This window comes from Nonomuraea fuscirosea, assembly GCF_003001935.1.
Taxonomy (GTDB): Bacteria; Actinomycetota; Actinomycetes; order Streptosporangiales; family Streptosporangiaceae; genus Nonomuraea; species Nonomuraea fuscirosea.
This window is the reverse complement of the sequence record NZ_PVNG01000007.1, coordinates 163,150-177,278: the sequence shown is the minus strand read 5'-3', so window position 1 is coordinate 177,278 and position 14,129 is coordinate 163,150. Positions and strand designations below refer to the sequence as shown.

Sequence of the window (14,129 nt, the reverse complement as noted above, 5' to 3'; positions counted from 1 at the left end):
CGACTTAGTGGTGGTCATCCAGACATCATGGGATTGCCGCCACCGGGGCTGGCGGGACGCTGGCGGCGGCTGTTCGCCGGCGTCCTCGACTGGCTCATCGTCTCCGTCGCCGCCGCGCCGTTCAGCTGGACGAGCTGGGAGTACGCCTGGGACGGCAGCAGAGGCGTCTGGGACCGCTACCCGGTGGAGCACGCCTTCCTGACCGGCCTGCTCGCCTTCCTGTACTTCTGGCTGCTGCACGCCTTCTGGAACGGGCAGACGCTGGGCAAGAAGCTGTTCGGCATCCGCGTCGTGAGCGAGTACGACGGCCGGATCGGCGTGGGCCAGGCGGCGGTCAGGCAGGCCGTGATGAGCGTGCTCTCCTGGCTCTGCTGCGTGGGCAGCCTGCTCGATCTCGGCTGGATCCTCTTCGACCCCCGAAAACAGGCACTGCATGACAAGGCCGCCAGGACGGTCGTCGTCAATGCCTGACTCAGCGTAAGATTCTGGTCACGAACCGAAGGGGGCCGGTCGCCTATGCGAGTCAACAGACGCGGGATGGCCATGGTCGCGGCGCTCGTCAGCGTGCTCGCCTGCTCACCGGCCGACGGGCCGCTGCCGGCCGACGAGGCGCCGGCCGCCGCCGACCGGCGGGCCGGCGCGCCCGGCATCGGCGACCCCGACTTCCCCAAGGACGGCAACGGCGGCTACGACGTCGCCCACTACGACCTGGTCGTCGACTACGTGCCCACCACCAAGCGGCTCACCGGCGTCACCACCATCAAGGCCACCGCCACCCAGGACCTGTCCCGCTTCAATCTCGACCTGTCCGGCCTCGACGTGCGCGAGATCTCGGTCGACGGCTCGCCCGCCCGGTTCGGCAGGCAGGGCGACGAGCTGACCGTGCGGCCCGCCAAGACGATCGCCGACCGGGCCAGGTTCACCGTCAGGGTCGCCTACTCGGGCACGCCGAAACCGGCCAAGGACAGCGCCAACCTGGGCACGTACGGCTTCGTCCCGACCTCCGACGGCGCCTTCGTGGCCTCCGAGCCCAACGGCTCCAAGACCTGGTTCCCCAACAACGACCACCCCTCCGACAAGGCCACCTACGACTTCACCATCACCGTGCCCACCGGGCTGACCGCCCTGGCCAACGGCGAGCTCGTCGGAGCGCCCGCCACCAAGGGCGGCACGACCACCTTCCGCTGGCGCGAGCGCCACCCCATGGCCAGCTATCTGGCCACGGCCACGCTCGGCAAGTTCGACCTGCGCCAGGGCGCCACAGCCAGCGGCATCCCCAACCTGGCCGCGACCGATCCCCGGTTCAAGTCCTCGCTCGACAAGCTCTACACCACCTCCGCCGAGGTGACCGACTACTGGTCGACGGTCTTCGGCCCCTACCCGTTCTCCTCGACCGGCGGCGTCGTCGACGACTACTCCGCCGGCTACGCGCTGGAAAACCAGACCAAACCCCTCTACGGCGGCTTCGACCCCGACGAGACGATCATCGCGCACGAGCTGGCCCACCAGTGGTTCGGCAACAGCCTGACCATCAGGCGGTGGAAGGACCTCTGGCTCAACGAGGGCTTCGCCACCTACGCCGAGTGGCTGTGGCAGGAGCACAAGGGCCGCAAGACCGCCGAGGCCACCTTCGCCGAGCTGCTCAAACGCCCCGCCACCGACCCGATGTGGACCTATCCTCCCGGGCGTGCCAAGCCCGACGACCTGTTCAACCAGTCGGTCTACACCCGCGGCGGCATGACCCTGCACGCCCTGCGCAGGGCCATCGGCGACGCCACGTTCTTCACCCTGCTCAAGACGTGGGCCGCCGACCACCGCTACGGTCACGTCACCACCGACGAGTTCATCGACCTCGCCCAACGCCTGTCCGGCAAGGACCTCACCGCACTCTTCGACGCCTGGCTCTTCCAGCCCCGCCGCCCCACCTGACCTGCCAGGAAACGCTCCCCGCCGCCCGGTCCAAGTACTGATGTAAGGGCGAACGACGAAGGGAGCGAGGCCAGTGCGCCTCAACGACGACCCCGAGGCCTTCGAGGCCTTCTACCGCCGCCACGTCGATGCCGTCATGCGATTCACGGTCCGGCGGGTGAGCGACCCTCACCTCGCCGCCGACCTGACAGCCGACATCTTCCTGGCGGTCCTTGACTCGGCACACACCTACGTGCCCACCCGGGGGAGCGAGACCGCCTGGCTGTACGGCATCGCGCGCAACGTCGTGTCCGCCCAGCACCGTAAGGCGGCAAGGGAGACGCGGGCATCCGGCCGCGTCGCCGGCCGCCGGCTGATGGACGACGACGATCTCGCCAGGATGGAGGAACGGATCGACGCCGAGCGCCGGATGCGCGACGCCCTGCGGGCCATGGACGGCCTGCCCGAGGGCGAACGCGCCGTGCTGGAGCTCGTGGTGATCGATCAGCTCACCGTCACGGAGGCCGCGAGAGCCCTGGGCATCAGGCAGGTGACCGCGCGGGTCAGACTGCACCGGGCCAGACGTGCCTTGGAGAACGTCGCTTCGCCATCCGCCGTGTACCTGGAAGGACAGGCATGAGCAACTTCGAAGATCGCCTTCTCGGCGCGCTCAAGGAAGAGATCACGACGAGGACGGCGGAGGACAGGACGACGACTGTGACACCGGTGCGGCGCTCGCGCGGGCGCCTGGTGGGGCTGTCCGCAGCGGTGGCGGGGGTCGCGGCCGCCACCGCCGCGGTGGTGGCGCTGACCGGACTCATCGGCAGCCCGGCGTACGCGGTGACCAAGGACGCCGACGGTGGCGTGAGCGTGCGGATCAACGCGTTCACCGACCCGGAGGGGCTGGAGTCCGAGCTGGCCGGGGCCGGGATCAAGGCCGTGGTGGACTACCTGCCCGAGGGGCGGATCTGCAAGCAGCCGCGCGGCCGGAACGGGGCCGCCTCCGGGCGGTTCGCGACCGGCGTCGGGGTCGGCGAGGGCGGCTCGGGGATCACGTTCACGATCGAGCAGGGGCAGGTGCCGGAGGGGGCGACGCTGGTGCTGGCCGTGTCCAAGAGCGGGGCGGGCGACGACCTGCCGCCGTTCGCGACCGCTCTGGAGGTCGTGGACGGTGCGGTCGCACCGTGCGAGGCCGTCCCGGTGCAGGCTCCGCCGCCGTCCGACGGCCGCGCCCCCGACCGGCAGGGCGACGGCCCCCTTACCGACTCCAGGACGGACGACGGAGGGCCTGGCCTGACCACCGAGCGTGATTGACCACCGAGCGGGACTGAGCGCGCTCCTGGACCGGCCGATCCCTTGAGGCCCGGCGCCCCTCCCGAACGGCACGGGGTGCCGGGGCTCGTGCGGCCATATGCCTCGTGGGGCCGTAAGGCGCCTCAGGCGTCCGTACGGGGCCAGTAGGCGTCTCCGGCCAGCAGGAGTGCGGCGGCGCCGACCAGGCCCGCCTCCTGCCCCAGAGCGGCGGGGACGACCTTCACGCGGCGGGCGAACCCCATGCGCGCGTGCTGCCGCAGCGCCTCCTCCAGCGGCCGGAACAGCGGCTCCCCCGCCTGCGCCAGCCCGCCGCCGATGGTGACGAGGTCCAGGTCGCACAGGTGGGTGGCCGAGGCGATGGCGACGCCCAGCGCCCGCCCGGCCCGCTCCATCGCCCGCAGCGCGACCGGGTCCCCGTCCCGCGCGTCCGCCGCCAGCACCCGTGCCGTGACCCGCCGGTCCTCCCGATACGCTCCCGCACCCGTCTCCGGCGCATGTTCACCGGCTCTGCCCAGGCCCCCGGCGTGGTCGCCGATGGAAGCGCGGTGCGGGGTCCAGCCGTGGTCGCCGATGGAAGCGCGGTGCGGGGTCCAGCCGTGGTCGCCGATGGAAGCCCGGTGCGGGGTCCAGCCGTGGGCTAACGCCCAGGCGACCAGGGCGGGGCCGCTCGCGACCGTCTCCAGGCAGCCCGTGCCGCCACAGCCGCAGCGGGACCCGCGTTCCGGCTCGACCACCACGTGCCCGATGTGGCCGGCGTTGCCGGTTCTGCCGTCGACCAGCCGCCCGTCCAGGATCAAACCGCCGCCCACCCCGGTGGACACCACCATCCCGAGCATGGCCTGGCTCCCCTGCCCGGCCCCGCGCCAGTGCTCGGCCACGGCCAGGCAGGCGGCGTCGTTGTGCAGCCGTACCGGAAGGCCGGGGAAGCGGGCCGTCAGCCGGGCGCGCAGCGGGAAGCGGCGCCAGCCGGGGATGTTCAGCGGCGAGACCTCGCCGTCCGGCCAGATCATCGGCCCGCCGCAGCCCACGCCCACCCCCTCGGCCTCCCCGGACAGGGGTTCGACCAGGTAGGCGAGCGTCCGCCACAGGGTCTCCGCGTCCGCGCCCTGCGGGGTGGTGGCCCGTCCTGACGTGGTCACCGAGCCGTCGGGGGCGATCAGTCCGGCGGCCATCTTGGTGCCGCCGACGTCGATCGCGAGGATCACGACCGGCGGCCCGCCATGGCGTACGACCGCGAAAGCGGCCTCTGAAGCGACCTCGCGAGCCACCCCGGAAGCGGCCTCTCAAGCGACCTCGCGAGCCACCCCGGAAGCGGCCTCTCAAGCGACCTCGCGAGCCACCTCGGAAGCGGCCCGGCGAACCGGCGGCCGGCCGCGACGTGCGTCGTCATGGGCCGCCGGCGGCGCTGGAGAAGACCAGGACCGAGGCGGTGAACCCGTGCACGTGGTTGTGCCCGGCGACCGGCCCCACCTCCCCCGCCGCGAAGAAGCCCGCCACCCCGATGGGCCCCAGCGTGTCGCGCAGCGCGACCGGGTCGTGGTCGGCGGTGCCGAACATGGCCGAGCCGCGCCCGTTGCAGGAGAACAGCAGCGCCCCGTCCACCTTGCCCAGCTCTTCCCGGTGGGCGTCGAGCAGGTCGTAGAGGTCCTCGTCGGCGGTGGCGGCGTCGCGGACCTGGAAGCGCACGGTCCTGCCGATCTCGACGATGTCGCCGATGGCCACGGCCTCGCGGTCGGGGTCGATGCCGATGACCCCCCTGATGAGGAAGTCGCCGCGTTCGTGCCGTTCGGCGTACTCGTCCATGGCCAGGCCGATCTGCAGCCCGGACGCGACCAGCTCGCGATCGTCCTCGTCCAGGTCGCTGACGATGTCCTCCAGCCGGGCCAGCGCCGGCTGGCCGGCCAGTTCGAGCAGCAGGTTGTCCTCCGACGCGGTGACCACCATGCTCGGGCCGATCGGGCGGCAGCCCTGGCTGACCACCGTGCTGATCTTCACGGGGCCGCTGAGGAGCACGCCGATCGCGCCCTCGGTGTAGATCTCGCCGTCGGCGAAGAGCCGTACGGAACCCCTGCCCTGCAGTCCGTTGGCCAGCCCGCCGATCAGCGGCAGGTCGCCCAGAACGTCGACCGAGCGCTCGACGAAGGCGTCGGTCGGAAAGGTGTACGGATCGGCCAGCAGGATCGCCACGTGGTCGTCGCCGCCGCGCTCGGGCAGCCCGACCACCACGAACCTGTCCTCGGCCGTCAGCGTCTCCAACGCGAACGTGGTCAGCCGCGCCCCCTCCAGGGTGGCCGCCCACGCGCTCACGGCCGGCGTCAGCTCGACGCCCTGGCCGTCCCCGATCACTCCGGTGGCGCTGCATCCGATCACGTGCGCCTCGGGCGCGAGTTTCATCGCGGCCTGGCCGGCCCGCGCGACGTCCTCGGGATCGTCCCCGCAGATGAAGAAGCAGACCAGGTCGGCTGGGCCGCTGAGCCTCGACAGTGCCTGACCGACGGCGTTCTCCGCGGCCTCCACCAGGTCGGAACCCACGGCGAGGCCGTCGGCGAAGCGGCTTGTCATCAAGGCCACGGATCTCGCCTCCCTCGACATGTCCAAGTTCCCTAGGCCCGATTCTCCCCACTAAAAGGACAAGCACGCGCACGAACCGTCACGCAATAGTCAAGATCCGAAATCTCCGCCAGCTGCGAAACTCTCTGACACATTCCGCACGGGGGACGTAGTCTCGATCCCGTGCATCAGCCACGTATTCTCCGCGAGTTGCGAGAGAGCGGCCACGTTCATCGCACCGTCAAGGCCGAGGTCCGGGAAAACCTGCTCGCCAAGCTGCGGGCGGGTGAGCCGCGCTTCCCCGGCATCGTCGGCTTCGACGACTCCGTCCTGCCGCACCTGGAGCGGGCCCTGCTCGCCGGGCACGACCTGGTCCTCCTGGGTGAGCGCGGTCAGGGCAAGACCCGGCTCATCCGCACCGTGACCAGCCTGCTCGACGAGTGGACGCCGGTGGTCGAGGGGTGCGAGATCAACGACCACCCCTACGCCCCGGTCTGCACGCGCTGCCAGGCCATGGCGCGGGAGCTGGGCGACGAGCTGCCGGTGGCGTGGAAGCACCGCGACGAACGCTACGGCGAGAAGCTCGCCACCCCCGACACGTCCGTGGGCGACCTGATCGGCGACGTCGACCCGATCAAGATCGCGGAGGGGCGCACGCTCGGCGACCCCGAGACCGTCCACTACGGCCTGGTCCCGCGCACCAACCGCGGCGTCTTCTCCGTCAACGAGCTGCCCGACCTGGCCGAGCGCATCCAGGTGTCGCTGCTCAACGTGCTGGAGGAGCGCGACATCCAGGTGCGCGGCTACAACCTGCGGCTGCCGCTCGACATCCTGCTCATCGCCAGCGCCAACCCCGAGGACTACACCAACAGGGGCCGGATCATCACGCCGCTGAAGGACCGGTTCGGCGCCGAGATCCGCACCCACTACCCGCTCACCGTCGAGGACGAGCTCACGCTCATCCGCCAGGAGTCCGTGCCGGACATCGGGGCCGACGTCCCCGAGCACCTGATCGAGGTGATCGCCCGCTTCACCCGGCTGGTCCGCGAGTCGACCGCCGTGGACGCCCGTTCCGGCGTGTCCGCGCGCTTCTCGATCGCCGCCGCCGAGACCGCCGCCGCCTCCGCGACCCGCAGGGCGGCGCTCACCGGCGAGGACAAGCCGGTCGCCCGCGTGGTCGATCTGGCCTGCGTGGTGCACAGCCTGCGCGGCAAGGTGGAGTTCGAGGTCAGCGAGGAGGGCAGGGAGACCGAGATCCTGGCCCACCTGCTGCGCCGGGCGACGGCCGAGACGTTCAGGAACCGGCTGGGCGGCATGGACCTGTCGCCGGTGACCGACAAGTTCGCCGAGGGCAACCAGGTGGAGTCGGGCGAGCTGGTGCCGGCCGGCGAGCTGCTGCACCGGATCGGCCCCGTCCCGGGCCTGGCCAAGGTCATGTCGCGGCTGGGCATGGGCGCCGGCGAGGAGTCTCCCGGGCACGCCGCGGCGGCGCTGGAGTTCGCTCTCGAAGGGCTTTACCTGATGCGGCGCCTGTCCAAGGAAGACCTTGACGGGGTGACCGTTTACCGCACGTGAACATGTGGGCGCTCTCCCGCGTCATAGTGGTACAGAACTACGCCGTCGGGGGAGATCGTCCATGCGCCTGTTCACCTGTGCCACCGTCGCCGCTCTCACGCTGAGCGTGCTCGCCGTGCCCGCCGAGGCCGCCAGTTCCGCGTACGGGTGGGCCTGGTCCAACGGCAAGGGTCACCTGCGGATCGTGCCGAAGTCGGCCACCCGCGTGACCCGGCAGGGCAACGTGCTGCACCGGCTGAAGGCCGTCTCGGGGGCCAAGGAGCTGCGGCTCGACTACACCGGGGCGGCCTACGGGCGGGTCACGGTCAAGTGCGATCTGAAGGAGACCGAGGGGCACGTGGCCCTCGACTCGAAGGGGCTCGGGCGCACCCGGTGCGCCGCCGGGCAGCTGGCCACCGAGCTGGGGCGCGGCCCCGTACCGGTACGGGTCGAGCACCGGGGCGGCAAGGCCGTCAAGGTGAACGAGATCCTGCTCGCCGAGTGGCCCGGGCAGCGCTCGGCCAGGGGAACGATCAAGCGGGTCGACGACACGACCGTCCTGTTCGCGACGGGCGGAAAGACCCTCAAGCTCGGCTACTCGTACGTCACGGGCTTCTCCCGCACCACGGCCGGCTGCGGCGACGGCTGGCTGTCCGGCCGGCCGGTCAACGCCGACAGGAACGGTCTGGGCAAGAAGCCGTGCACGTGGACGGACCTGACGAAGGCCCTCAAGACGGTCCGGCACCCCGTCCTGGTCAAGATCGAGTACACGCCCGGCGCCGACTCGCTGGACCAGGTGTGGGAGATCTTCGGCGACGCCTGATGATCCATGCACACACATGGGGGCGTTTTCCGGGTTAGCGTGGTTTCGTGATGGCCTTCCGCTATGGCGAATACCACGACGGCCCCGACCCCCTCGCTCCTCCCTACGACGTGCGCGCGGCGCTCGACGAGATGGGCGATGCGATCCTGTCGGGTTCGACGCCGGTCCACGCCCTGCGCGATCTGCTCAAGCGCGGCCTGCCCGGCGGCCAGGACCGCCGGGGGCTCGACGACATGCTCAAGGAGGTCCGCCGGCGCCGCCGTGACCTGCGCGAGCGCGGGCGTCTCGACGGCACGCTGGAGCGGGCCAGGGCGCTGCTGGACAAGGCGATCGGGCAGGAGCGGGCCGAGCTGTTCCCCGATCCGTCCGACGAGGCGCGACTGCGGGAGTCCGAGCTCGACGCGCTGCCCGAGGACACCGCCAGCGCGATCCAGGAGCTGAGCTCGTACGAGTGGCGCTCGGCGGCGGCCAGGCAGACCTTCGAGGAACTGCGCGACCTGCTGCGCAGGGAGGTCCTGGACAGCCAGTTCAGGGGGCTGCGCGACGCGCTGGCCAACCCCGACCCGGCGGCCATGGAACGCGTACGCCAGATGATGTCGGACCTGAACGACATGCTCGACCGCGACTCCAGAGGCGAGCACACGCAGGACGACTTCGATAACTTCATGGCGAAATATGAGGATCTCTTCCCGGAGAAGCCCCGCACCCTCGACGAGCTCGTCGACATCCTCGCCCGCCGCGCCGCCGCCACGCAGCGCATGCTGGCCTCGATGACCCCGCGCCAGCGCGAGGAGCTGGGCAACCTCATCAACCAGACGCTCGACCAGGCGGGCCTGTCCGACCAGATGCGCCGCCTCGGCGAGGCCCTCTACGCCCGCCGCCCCGACCTCGCCTGGAACGCCCCCGAGCGCCTCACCGGCGAGGAGCCCCTGGCCATGGGCGACGCGGTGACCGCGCTGGAGGAGCTGGCCGACCTCACACAGCTCGAAACCGCCCTGCGCCAGGACTACCCGGGCGCGCGGCTCGACGACATCGACGAGGCCGCCGTACGCCGTGCGCTCGGCCGCTCGGCGGTCGACGACCTGGAGGCGCTCAAGCGCATCGAACGCGAGCTGGAGGAGCAGGGTTACCTGCTGCGCCGCCGCGGCAAGCTGGAGCTCACCCCGAAGGCGGTGCGCCGGCTGGGCGAGACCGCGCTGCGCCGGGTCTTCGCCTCGCTCGACGGAGGCCGCCGCGGCGACCACGACCAGCACGACGCGGGCTCGGCCGGCGAGCTCACCGGCTCCTCCCGGCCCTGGCGCTTCGGCGACGAGCAGCCGATCGACGTCGTCCGCACGCTGGTCAACGGCGTGCGCGGCGGCGGCGTCAGCCTCGGCGAGCGGCCCAAGGTGCGGCTGACGGTCGACGACTTCGAGGTGGCCGAGACCGAGCGCCGCAGCGCCGCCGCCGTCTGCCTGCTGGTGGACCTGTCGTACTCGATGGCCCTGCGCGGCACCTGGGCCGCGGCCAAGCAGACGGCGCTGGCCCTGCAGGCGCTGGTGGCCTCCAAGTTCCCGCAGGACGCCGTGCAGATCGTCGGCTTCTCCAACTACGCCAGGGTGCTGCAGCCCGACGAGCTGGCCGGCCTCGACTGGGACATGGTCCAGGGCACCAACCTGCACCACGCCCTGCTCATCGCCGGCCGTCACCTCGACCGTCACCCCGACTTCGAGCCGGTGGTGCTGGTGGTCACGGACGGCGAGCCCACCGCCCACCTCATGCGCGACGGGCGCTCGGCGTTCGAGTGGCCGCCGTCGCACGAGACGCTGGAGCTCACGCTGGCCGAGGTGGACAAGATGACCCGGCGGCGGGCCACGATCAACATCTTCATGCTGGCGGCCGACGACCGGCTGAAGGAGTTCGTGGACGAGGTGGCGCGCAGGAACGGCGGGCGGGTCTTCTCGCCCGACGCCGAGCGGCTGGGCGAGTACGTCGTCAGCGACTTCCTCCGCCTGCGCCGCTCCCGCTGACACCGCCTGCGCCGCTCCCGCCGACACCGCCTGGCACTATGGCCCCTGCTCCTCGGCCCCGTCGGGCCGGCATCCCGCTCGGGGCCCTGAGCTGGGGTTTCCGTGGGAGCCGTTTCTGTCGGTGCCGCCTGCGAGACTGCTCGCCATGAGCGAGGACGTGCGGTTGCGTGATGTCGTGGATGCCGACCTGGAGGTGTTCCTGGAGCAGGAGCACGACCCCGAGGCGGCGCGGCGGTCGAGGTTCGCGCCACGGGAGCGTGAGGCGTTCCTGCGTCATTGGCGCACCTCGGTCCTCGGCGATCCGACCGTCCATGTGCAGGCGATCATGGTCGGCGACGAGCTGGCGGGCAACCTGGTGGCGTGGTGGGAAGACGACCGGCGCTTCATCGGCTACTGGATGGGGTGCGCGTTCTGGGGGCGGGGTGTCGGCACGCGCGCGCTCGGCCTCTTCCTCCAGGCGGAGAAGGTCAGACCGCTCTACGCCGACCCCTTCCACGGCAACACCGCGTCCGTGCGCCTGCTGGAACGCCACGGCTTCGAACGCACCGGCACGGTGCGCCACGGCGACGACGACCACATCCTGCTGACCCTCCACGGGTAAGCCCTCGGCGCTCGGACTCACCCGCGTGAACGTGACCCCGCACCACGATCACCCGGCGGTCGACGACCGTCGTTCCCCGCGGCCGACAGCAGTTTGGCGGCCAGGTCGCGGCAGCGTTCCACCAGTTCAGGCGGGTCGAGCACGTCGAAGTCGTGACCCAGCAGCACGATGTGCATGAGCACGAAGTCGAGGTTGGCGGCACCGCTGGTCACCTCGCAGCGCTCGTTCCCGCGCGCCCTGACGACGGCCGCCGACGCCGGGATCTGCGCCCGTACCGTCGCGGCCGGAGCGTGCAGGAGGAAGCGGGCCTGGTGCCGGTAGACGCGGCTGGCCACGCTCTCCTGCACGTACGCCGCCGCGTCCGGAGCCGCCCGGGGGCGGAACCGCCGGGTCCGCGCGGACACCTCCCTCATCCGGTCGACCCGGAAGTTGCGCCAGTCGTCGCGGTCGAGGTCGTAGGCGAGGAGATACCAGCGCCGGTCGGAGGCGACCAGCCGGTACGGCTCCACCCGCCGCGCCCGCACCTCGTCCCCCGAGGGGTAGTCGAAGGCGGCCTCGACCTCGTCCCGGCAGGCCCTGGCCAGGGTCATCAGGGTCTTGGGGTCGATCAGCGTACGGCCGCCGGCGCCGAAGGACTCCACCGAGCCCGCCAGCGCCCGCACCTCGTGCCGCAGCCGGGTGGGCAGCACTTGGTCGAGCTTGGTCAGCGCCCGCAACGCGGCCTCGCCCGCACTGGCGACCGCGCCGCCGGCGCCGGCCAGCAGGGAGACGGCGGTGGCGATGGCCTCCTCGTCGTCGAGCAGCAGCGGCGGCAGGTCCTGACCTGGGCCGAGCTGGTAGCCGCCGCCGACGCCCTGGCTGGCGTGCACCGGATAGCCGAGCGTGCGCAGCCGTTCGACGTCGCGCCGCACCGTGCGCGGCGTCACCCCGAGCCGGGCGGCGAGCTCGGGGCCGGTCCAGACCTGGCGCTGCTGCAGCAGCCCGAGCAGGGTGAGCACCCGCTCCGTCGTGCCCCGCTCGTCACCGCTCGCCACGCTCATGAAATCAGCCTGCCAGAGATAGCGGACCGATCCTGTCCGCCTGGGGTGTCAGAGTGAAGCCATGGACACCACCGACTTCGACTGGAACCGGACGCTGCGCGAGCAACTGGAGTGGCACTGGAACCATCATCTCCGTCCCCGATTCAAAGGTCTCACCGACGACGAGTACTTCTGGTCACCGGTGCCGGGCGCCTGGAACGTACGGCCGCGCGGTCACTCGACGGCGCCCGTGCAGGCCGGCACCGGGGCGTTCACGATCGACTACGGCTTCCCCGAGCCGGTCCCGTCGCCCTTCACCACGATCGCCTGGCGGCTCGGCCACGTCATCGTGGGCGTGCTCGCCGCCCGCACCGCCTCCCACTTCGGCGGGCCGCCGGCGTCGTACGAGAGCTGGGAGTACGCCGGCACCGCGGCCGCCGCGCTCGACCAATTGGACACGCAGGTCGAGGCGTGGCTGACCGGAGTGCGCGGCCTGAGCGAGGCGCAGCTCCGCACCCCGGTCGGCGAGAAGGAGCCCTACCCCGAGGCCCCCATGGCCGACCTGGTGCAGCACATCCACCGTGAGCTGATCCATCACCTGTCCGAGGTCTGCCTGCTGCGCGACCTCTACCTGCACACCCACTCCACCGCGGAGAGCACGGAAGGCACGAACCGATGAGCCGCACCATCCAGGTCACCTTCGACGCCCACGACCCGCGGGCCCTGTCGATCTTCTGGCGTGACGTGCTGGGCTACGTGCATCCGGCGCCGCCCGGCGTCGACCTGCCGGAGGGTGCCGATCCGCTGGCCGCGTGGGACGACTTCCTCGAACGGGCCGGCGTGCCGGCGGATCAGCGCAACACCCGGTCGGCGATCGAGGACCCGGACGGGGCGGGGCCGCGGCTGTTCTTCCAGCAGGTGCCGGAGGACAAGACGGCCAAGAACCGGGTCCACCTCGACGTCCGCGCCGCTCCCGGGCTTGAGGGAGAGGAACGCATGGCGGCGCTGGAGGCGGAGTGCGAGCGGCTGGTCAAGCTGGGGGCGACCAGGACCCGCCGGCACGAGCCCGAACCCCCGATGAGCGGCGGCTTCATCGTGATGGCCGACCCGGAGGGCAACGAGTTCTGCCTGGACTGACCCTCTCGTAAGCGGCCTCCGGTGAAAGGCCTCCAGCGGGGAGCCTCTAGCGGAAGAGCTTTGGGCGGGAGGGCTCAGGCGTCCACGAGGCGGGAGTAGAAGTCGAGGGCGACGTCGAAGCCGTCGCGGCAGTTGCGGTGGGAGCGGTAGCAGGGGCGCCAGGCCGAGCTCGCGCCCACCCCCGCCCTAGCGTCGTGCAGCGCCGCCACCACGCGCTCCGGTTTCGGTAGCAAACCGTGACCGAGGTAGCGGACGACGCCCGACAACTCGGTGTGCCGGCCGCGGCCGCCCGAGACGAAGGCGCCGAGCCGCCAGCCGCTCTCCTCGTCCCACACCAGTGCCGTGCCGTCGGCGAGCTTGAGCGTGGCGTCACGCGGATCGCACGGGCCCTCCCACCAGTCCGCGACCTCGGATCCGAGCAGGTCACGGACCTGCAGCACATAGCCGTACGGCTGCTGCAGCCATTCGTCGGTGTAAGGCTCGACGTGCCTGATGGCCACGGACGGCACCCCCTTGTGCCCAGACGGTAAGGAATTTGCGGCGATGCCCAACCATACCCGCGCCGAACTTATTCCGTTGCACGGCCGTCTAGTCATTACGGACGATATTTACGTCCGAGACGGGGAAGGAGGGGCAGCCATGATAGCCACGGTTCTTCTCATCGTGCTCATGGTCGTCGCGGTGGCGGCCACGGAGCTGTGCCTGCGTTGTGCCGGAGAAAGCAAAGAGAGTGTCGAGTCCCCCGCCGAGATCGTCGGGGACTAGTGTCTCCCGCATGTCGTCCCTGCTTCTCTGGCTGCACATCGTCTTCGCGGTCTTCACCATCGGGCCGGTGACCGCCGCGACCATGTCCGCGCCGCGCGCCATTCGCGCCAAGAACGTGCCCTCGCTGCAGTTCATCCAGCGGACCACCAGGATCTATGCCGTCGGCAGCCTGGGGGTCTTCGTGTTCGGGCTGGTGCTCGGCGTGGTCATGGGCGGCGGGGTGCTCGGCCGGTGGTACATGACGGCGTCGATGACGCTGTTCATCGTGGCCGCCGTGCTGCTCGTCATCATCGACCGCGACCTGCGCACCGCCGTCCAGGCTCTCACCAGCGAGAGCACGGACGACGACGCGAAGGTGCAGAACGGGCGGATCGCCGCGATCAGCGGGCTGCTGTCCGTGATCTGGCTGGTGATCCTCTTCCTGATGGTCGTCCCCTCCTGACCAGGCG

At 71.2% G+C, this 14,129-nt stretch carries 16 protein-coding genes; 12 read left to right on the top strand and 4 right to left on the bottom strand.

Annotation, left to right across the window (positions count from 1 at the left end; genetic code table 11):
• Positions 1–27: 27 nt before the first annotated feature.
• The 4 genes from B0I32_RS18150 to B0I32_RS18135 all read left to right on the top strand — a co-directional run bounded on the left by B0I32_RS18150 (position 28) and on the right by B0I32_RS18135 (position 3,222).
• Positions 28–471 carry an RDD family protein gene (locus B0I32_RS18150; RefSeq protein WP_106240577.1) on the top strand — a complete coding sequence of 148 codons (444 nt, stop codon included), beginning with the start codon at positions 28–30 and terminating at the stop codon, positions 469–471.
• 45 nt (positions 472–516) lie between these two features.
• Positions 517–1,929, top strand: coding sequence for a M1 family metallopeptidase (locus tag B0I32_RS18145; RefSeq protein ID WP_219911876.1), 1,413 nt, complete (start codon positions 517–519; stop codon positions 1,927–1,929).
• A 73-nt stretch (positions 1,930–2,002) separates the two neighbouring features.
• Positions 2,003–2,548: an RNA polymerase sigma factor gene (locus tag B0I32_RS18140; protein ID WP_106240574.1), complete on the top strand. Its 546-nt coding sequence runs from the start codon at positions 2,003–2,005 to the stop codon at positions 2,546–2,548.
• Positions 2,545–3,222 carry a hypothetical protein gene (locus B0I32_RS18135; protein ID WP_106240572.1) on the top strand — a complete coding sequence of 226 codons (678 nt, stop codon included), beginning with the start codon at positions 2,545–2,547 and terminating at the stop codon, positions 3,220–3,222. Before B0I32_RS18140 ends, B0I32_RS18135 begins: the two co-directional genes overlap by 4 nt.
• A 122-nt stretch (positions 3,223–3,344) precedes the next feature.
• On the opposite strand, the gene B0I32_RS18130 is transcribed toward B0I32_RS18135, so the two are convergent.
• The gene (locus B0I32_RS18130; protein ID WP_106241027.1) at positions 3,345–4,427 is read right to left on the bottom strand and encodes an ROK family protein; all 1,083 of its coding nucleotides are present in this window, start codon (positions 4,425–4,427) and stop codon (positions 3,345–3,347) included.
• 181 nt (positions 4,428–4,608) lie between these two features.
• Positions 4,609–5,784, bottom strand: a complete 1,176-nt coding sequence (locus B0I32_RS18125; protein WP_106241024.1) for an FIST signal transduction protein — start codon at positions 5,782–5,784, stop codon at positions 4,609–4,611.
• 171 nt (positions 5,785–5,955) lie between these two features.
• Here B0I32_RS18125 and B0I32_RS18120 point away from each other — a divergent pair, with 171 nt between their 5' ends.
• From B0I32_RS18120 to B0I32_RS18105, 4 genes are all read left to right on the top strand, one after another.
• Positions 5,956–7,347, top strand: coding sequence for a sigma 54-interacting transcriptional regulator (locus tag B0I32_RS18120; RefSeq protein WP_106240570.1), 1,392 nt, complete (start codon positions 5,956–5,958; stop codon positions 7,345–7,347).
• 61 nt (positions 7,348–7,408) lie between these two features.
• Positions 7,409–8,149 (top strand): hypothetical protein, encoded by a 741-nt coding sequence (locus B0I32_RS18115; RefSeq protein WP_106240567.1) that lies wholly within the window; start codon positions 7,409–7,411, stop codon positions 8,147–8,149.
• Positions 8,150–8,199: 50 nt separating this feature from the next.
• The gene (locus B0I32_RS18110; RefSeq protein WP_106240565.1) at positions 8,200–10,158 is read left to right on the top strand and encodes a vWA domain-containing protein; all 1,959 of its coding nucleotides are present in this window, start codon (positions 8,200–8,202) and stop codon (positions 10,156–10,158) included.
• A 145-nt stretch (positions 10,159–10,303) separates the two neighbouring features.
• A complete protein-coding gene (locus B0I32_RS18105; protein WP_106240563.1) occupies positions 10,304–10,759 on the top strand; it encodes a GNAT family N-acetyltransferase in 456 nt (151 codons plus the stop codon).
• Between the two features lie 17 nt (positions 10,760–10,776).
• Here the strand turns inward: B0I32_RS18105 and B0I32_RS18100 are convergent, their stop codons facing one another.
• Positions 10,777–11,799 carry a helix-turn-helix transcriptional regulator gene (locus tag B0I32_RS18100; protein ID WP_106240561.1) on the bottom strand — a complete coding sequence of 341 codons (1,023 nt, stop codon included), beginning with the start codon at positions 11,797–11,799 and terminating at the stop codon, positions 10,777–10,779.
• A 61-nt stretch (positions 11,800–11,860) separates the two neighbouring features.
• Between B0I32_RS18100 and B0I32_RS18095 the strand changes: the two genes are divergently transcribed.
• Together B0I32_RS18095 and B0I32_RS18090 are read left to right on the top strand one after the other, a co-directional pair.
• Positions 11,861–12,457 (top strand): DinB family protein, encoded by a 597-nt coding sequence (locus B0I32_RS18095; protein ID WP_106240558.1) that lies wholly within the window; start codon positions 11,861–11,863, stop codon positions 12,455–12,457.
• Positions 12,454–12,915, top strand: coding sequence for a VOC family protein (locus tag B0I32_RS18090; RefSeq protein ID WP_106240555.1), 462 nt, complete (start codon positions 12,454–12,456; stop codon positions 12,913–12,915). Before B0I32_RS18095 ends, B0I32_RS18090 begins: the two co-directional genes overlap by 4 nt.
• A 74-nt stretch (positions 12,916–12,989) precedes the next feature.
• On the opposite strand, the gene B0I32_RS18085 is transcribed toward B0I32_RS18090, so the two are convergent.
• Positions 12,990–13,415: a DUF6292 family protein gene (locus B0I32_RS18085; RefSeq protein ID WP_245955885.1), complete on the bottom strand. Its 426-nt coding sequence runs from the start codon at positions 13,413–13,415 to the stop codon at positions 12,990–12,992.
• A gap of 139 nt (positions 13,416–13,554) precedes the next feature.
• On the opposite strand from B0I32_RS18085, the gene B0I32_RS60965 reads away from it, so the two are divergent.
• On the top strand, positions 13,555–13,680 hold the full coding sequence (locus B0I32_RS60965) for a hypothetical protein (protein WP_281262608.1): 126 nt from the start codon (positions 13,555–13,557) through the stop codon (positions 13,678–13,680).
• A gap of 10 nt (positions 13,681–13,690) precedes the next feature.
• A complete protein-coding gene (locus B0I32_RS18080) occupies positions 13,691–14,122 on the top strand; it encodes a DUF2269 family protein (protein ID WP_106240550.1) in 432 nt (143 codons plus the stop codon).
• Positions 14,123–14,129: the final 7 nt, after the last annotated feature.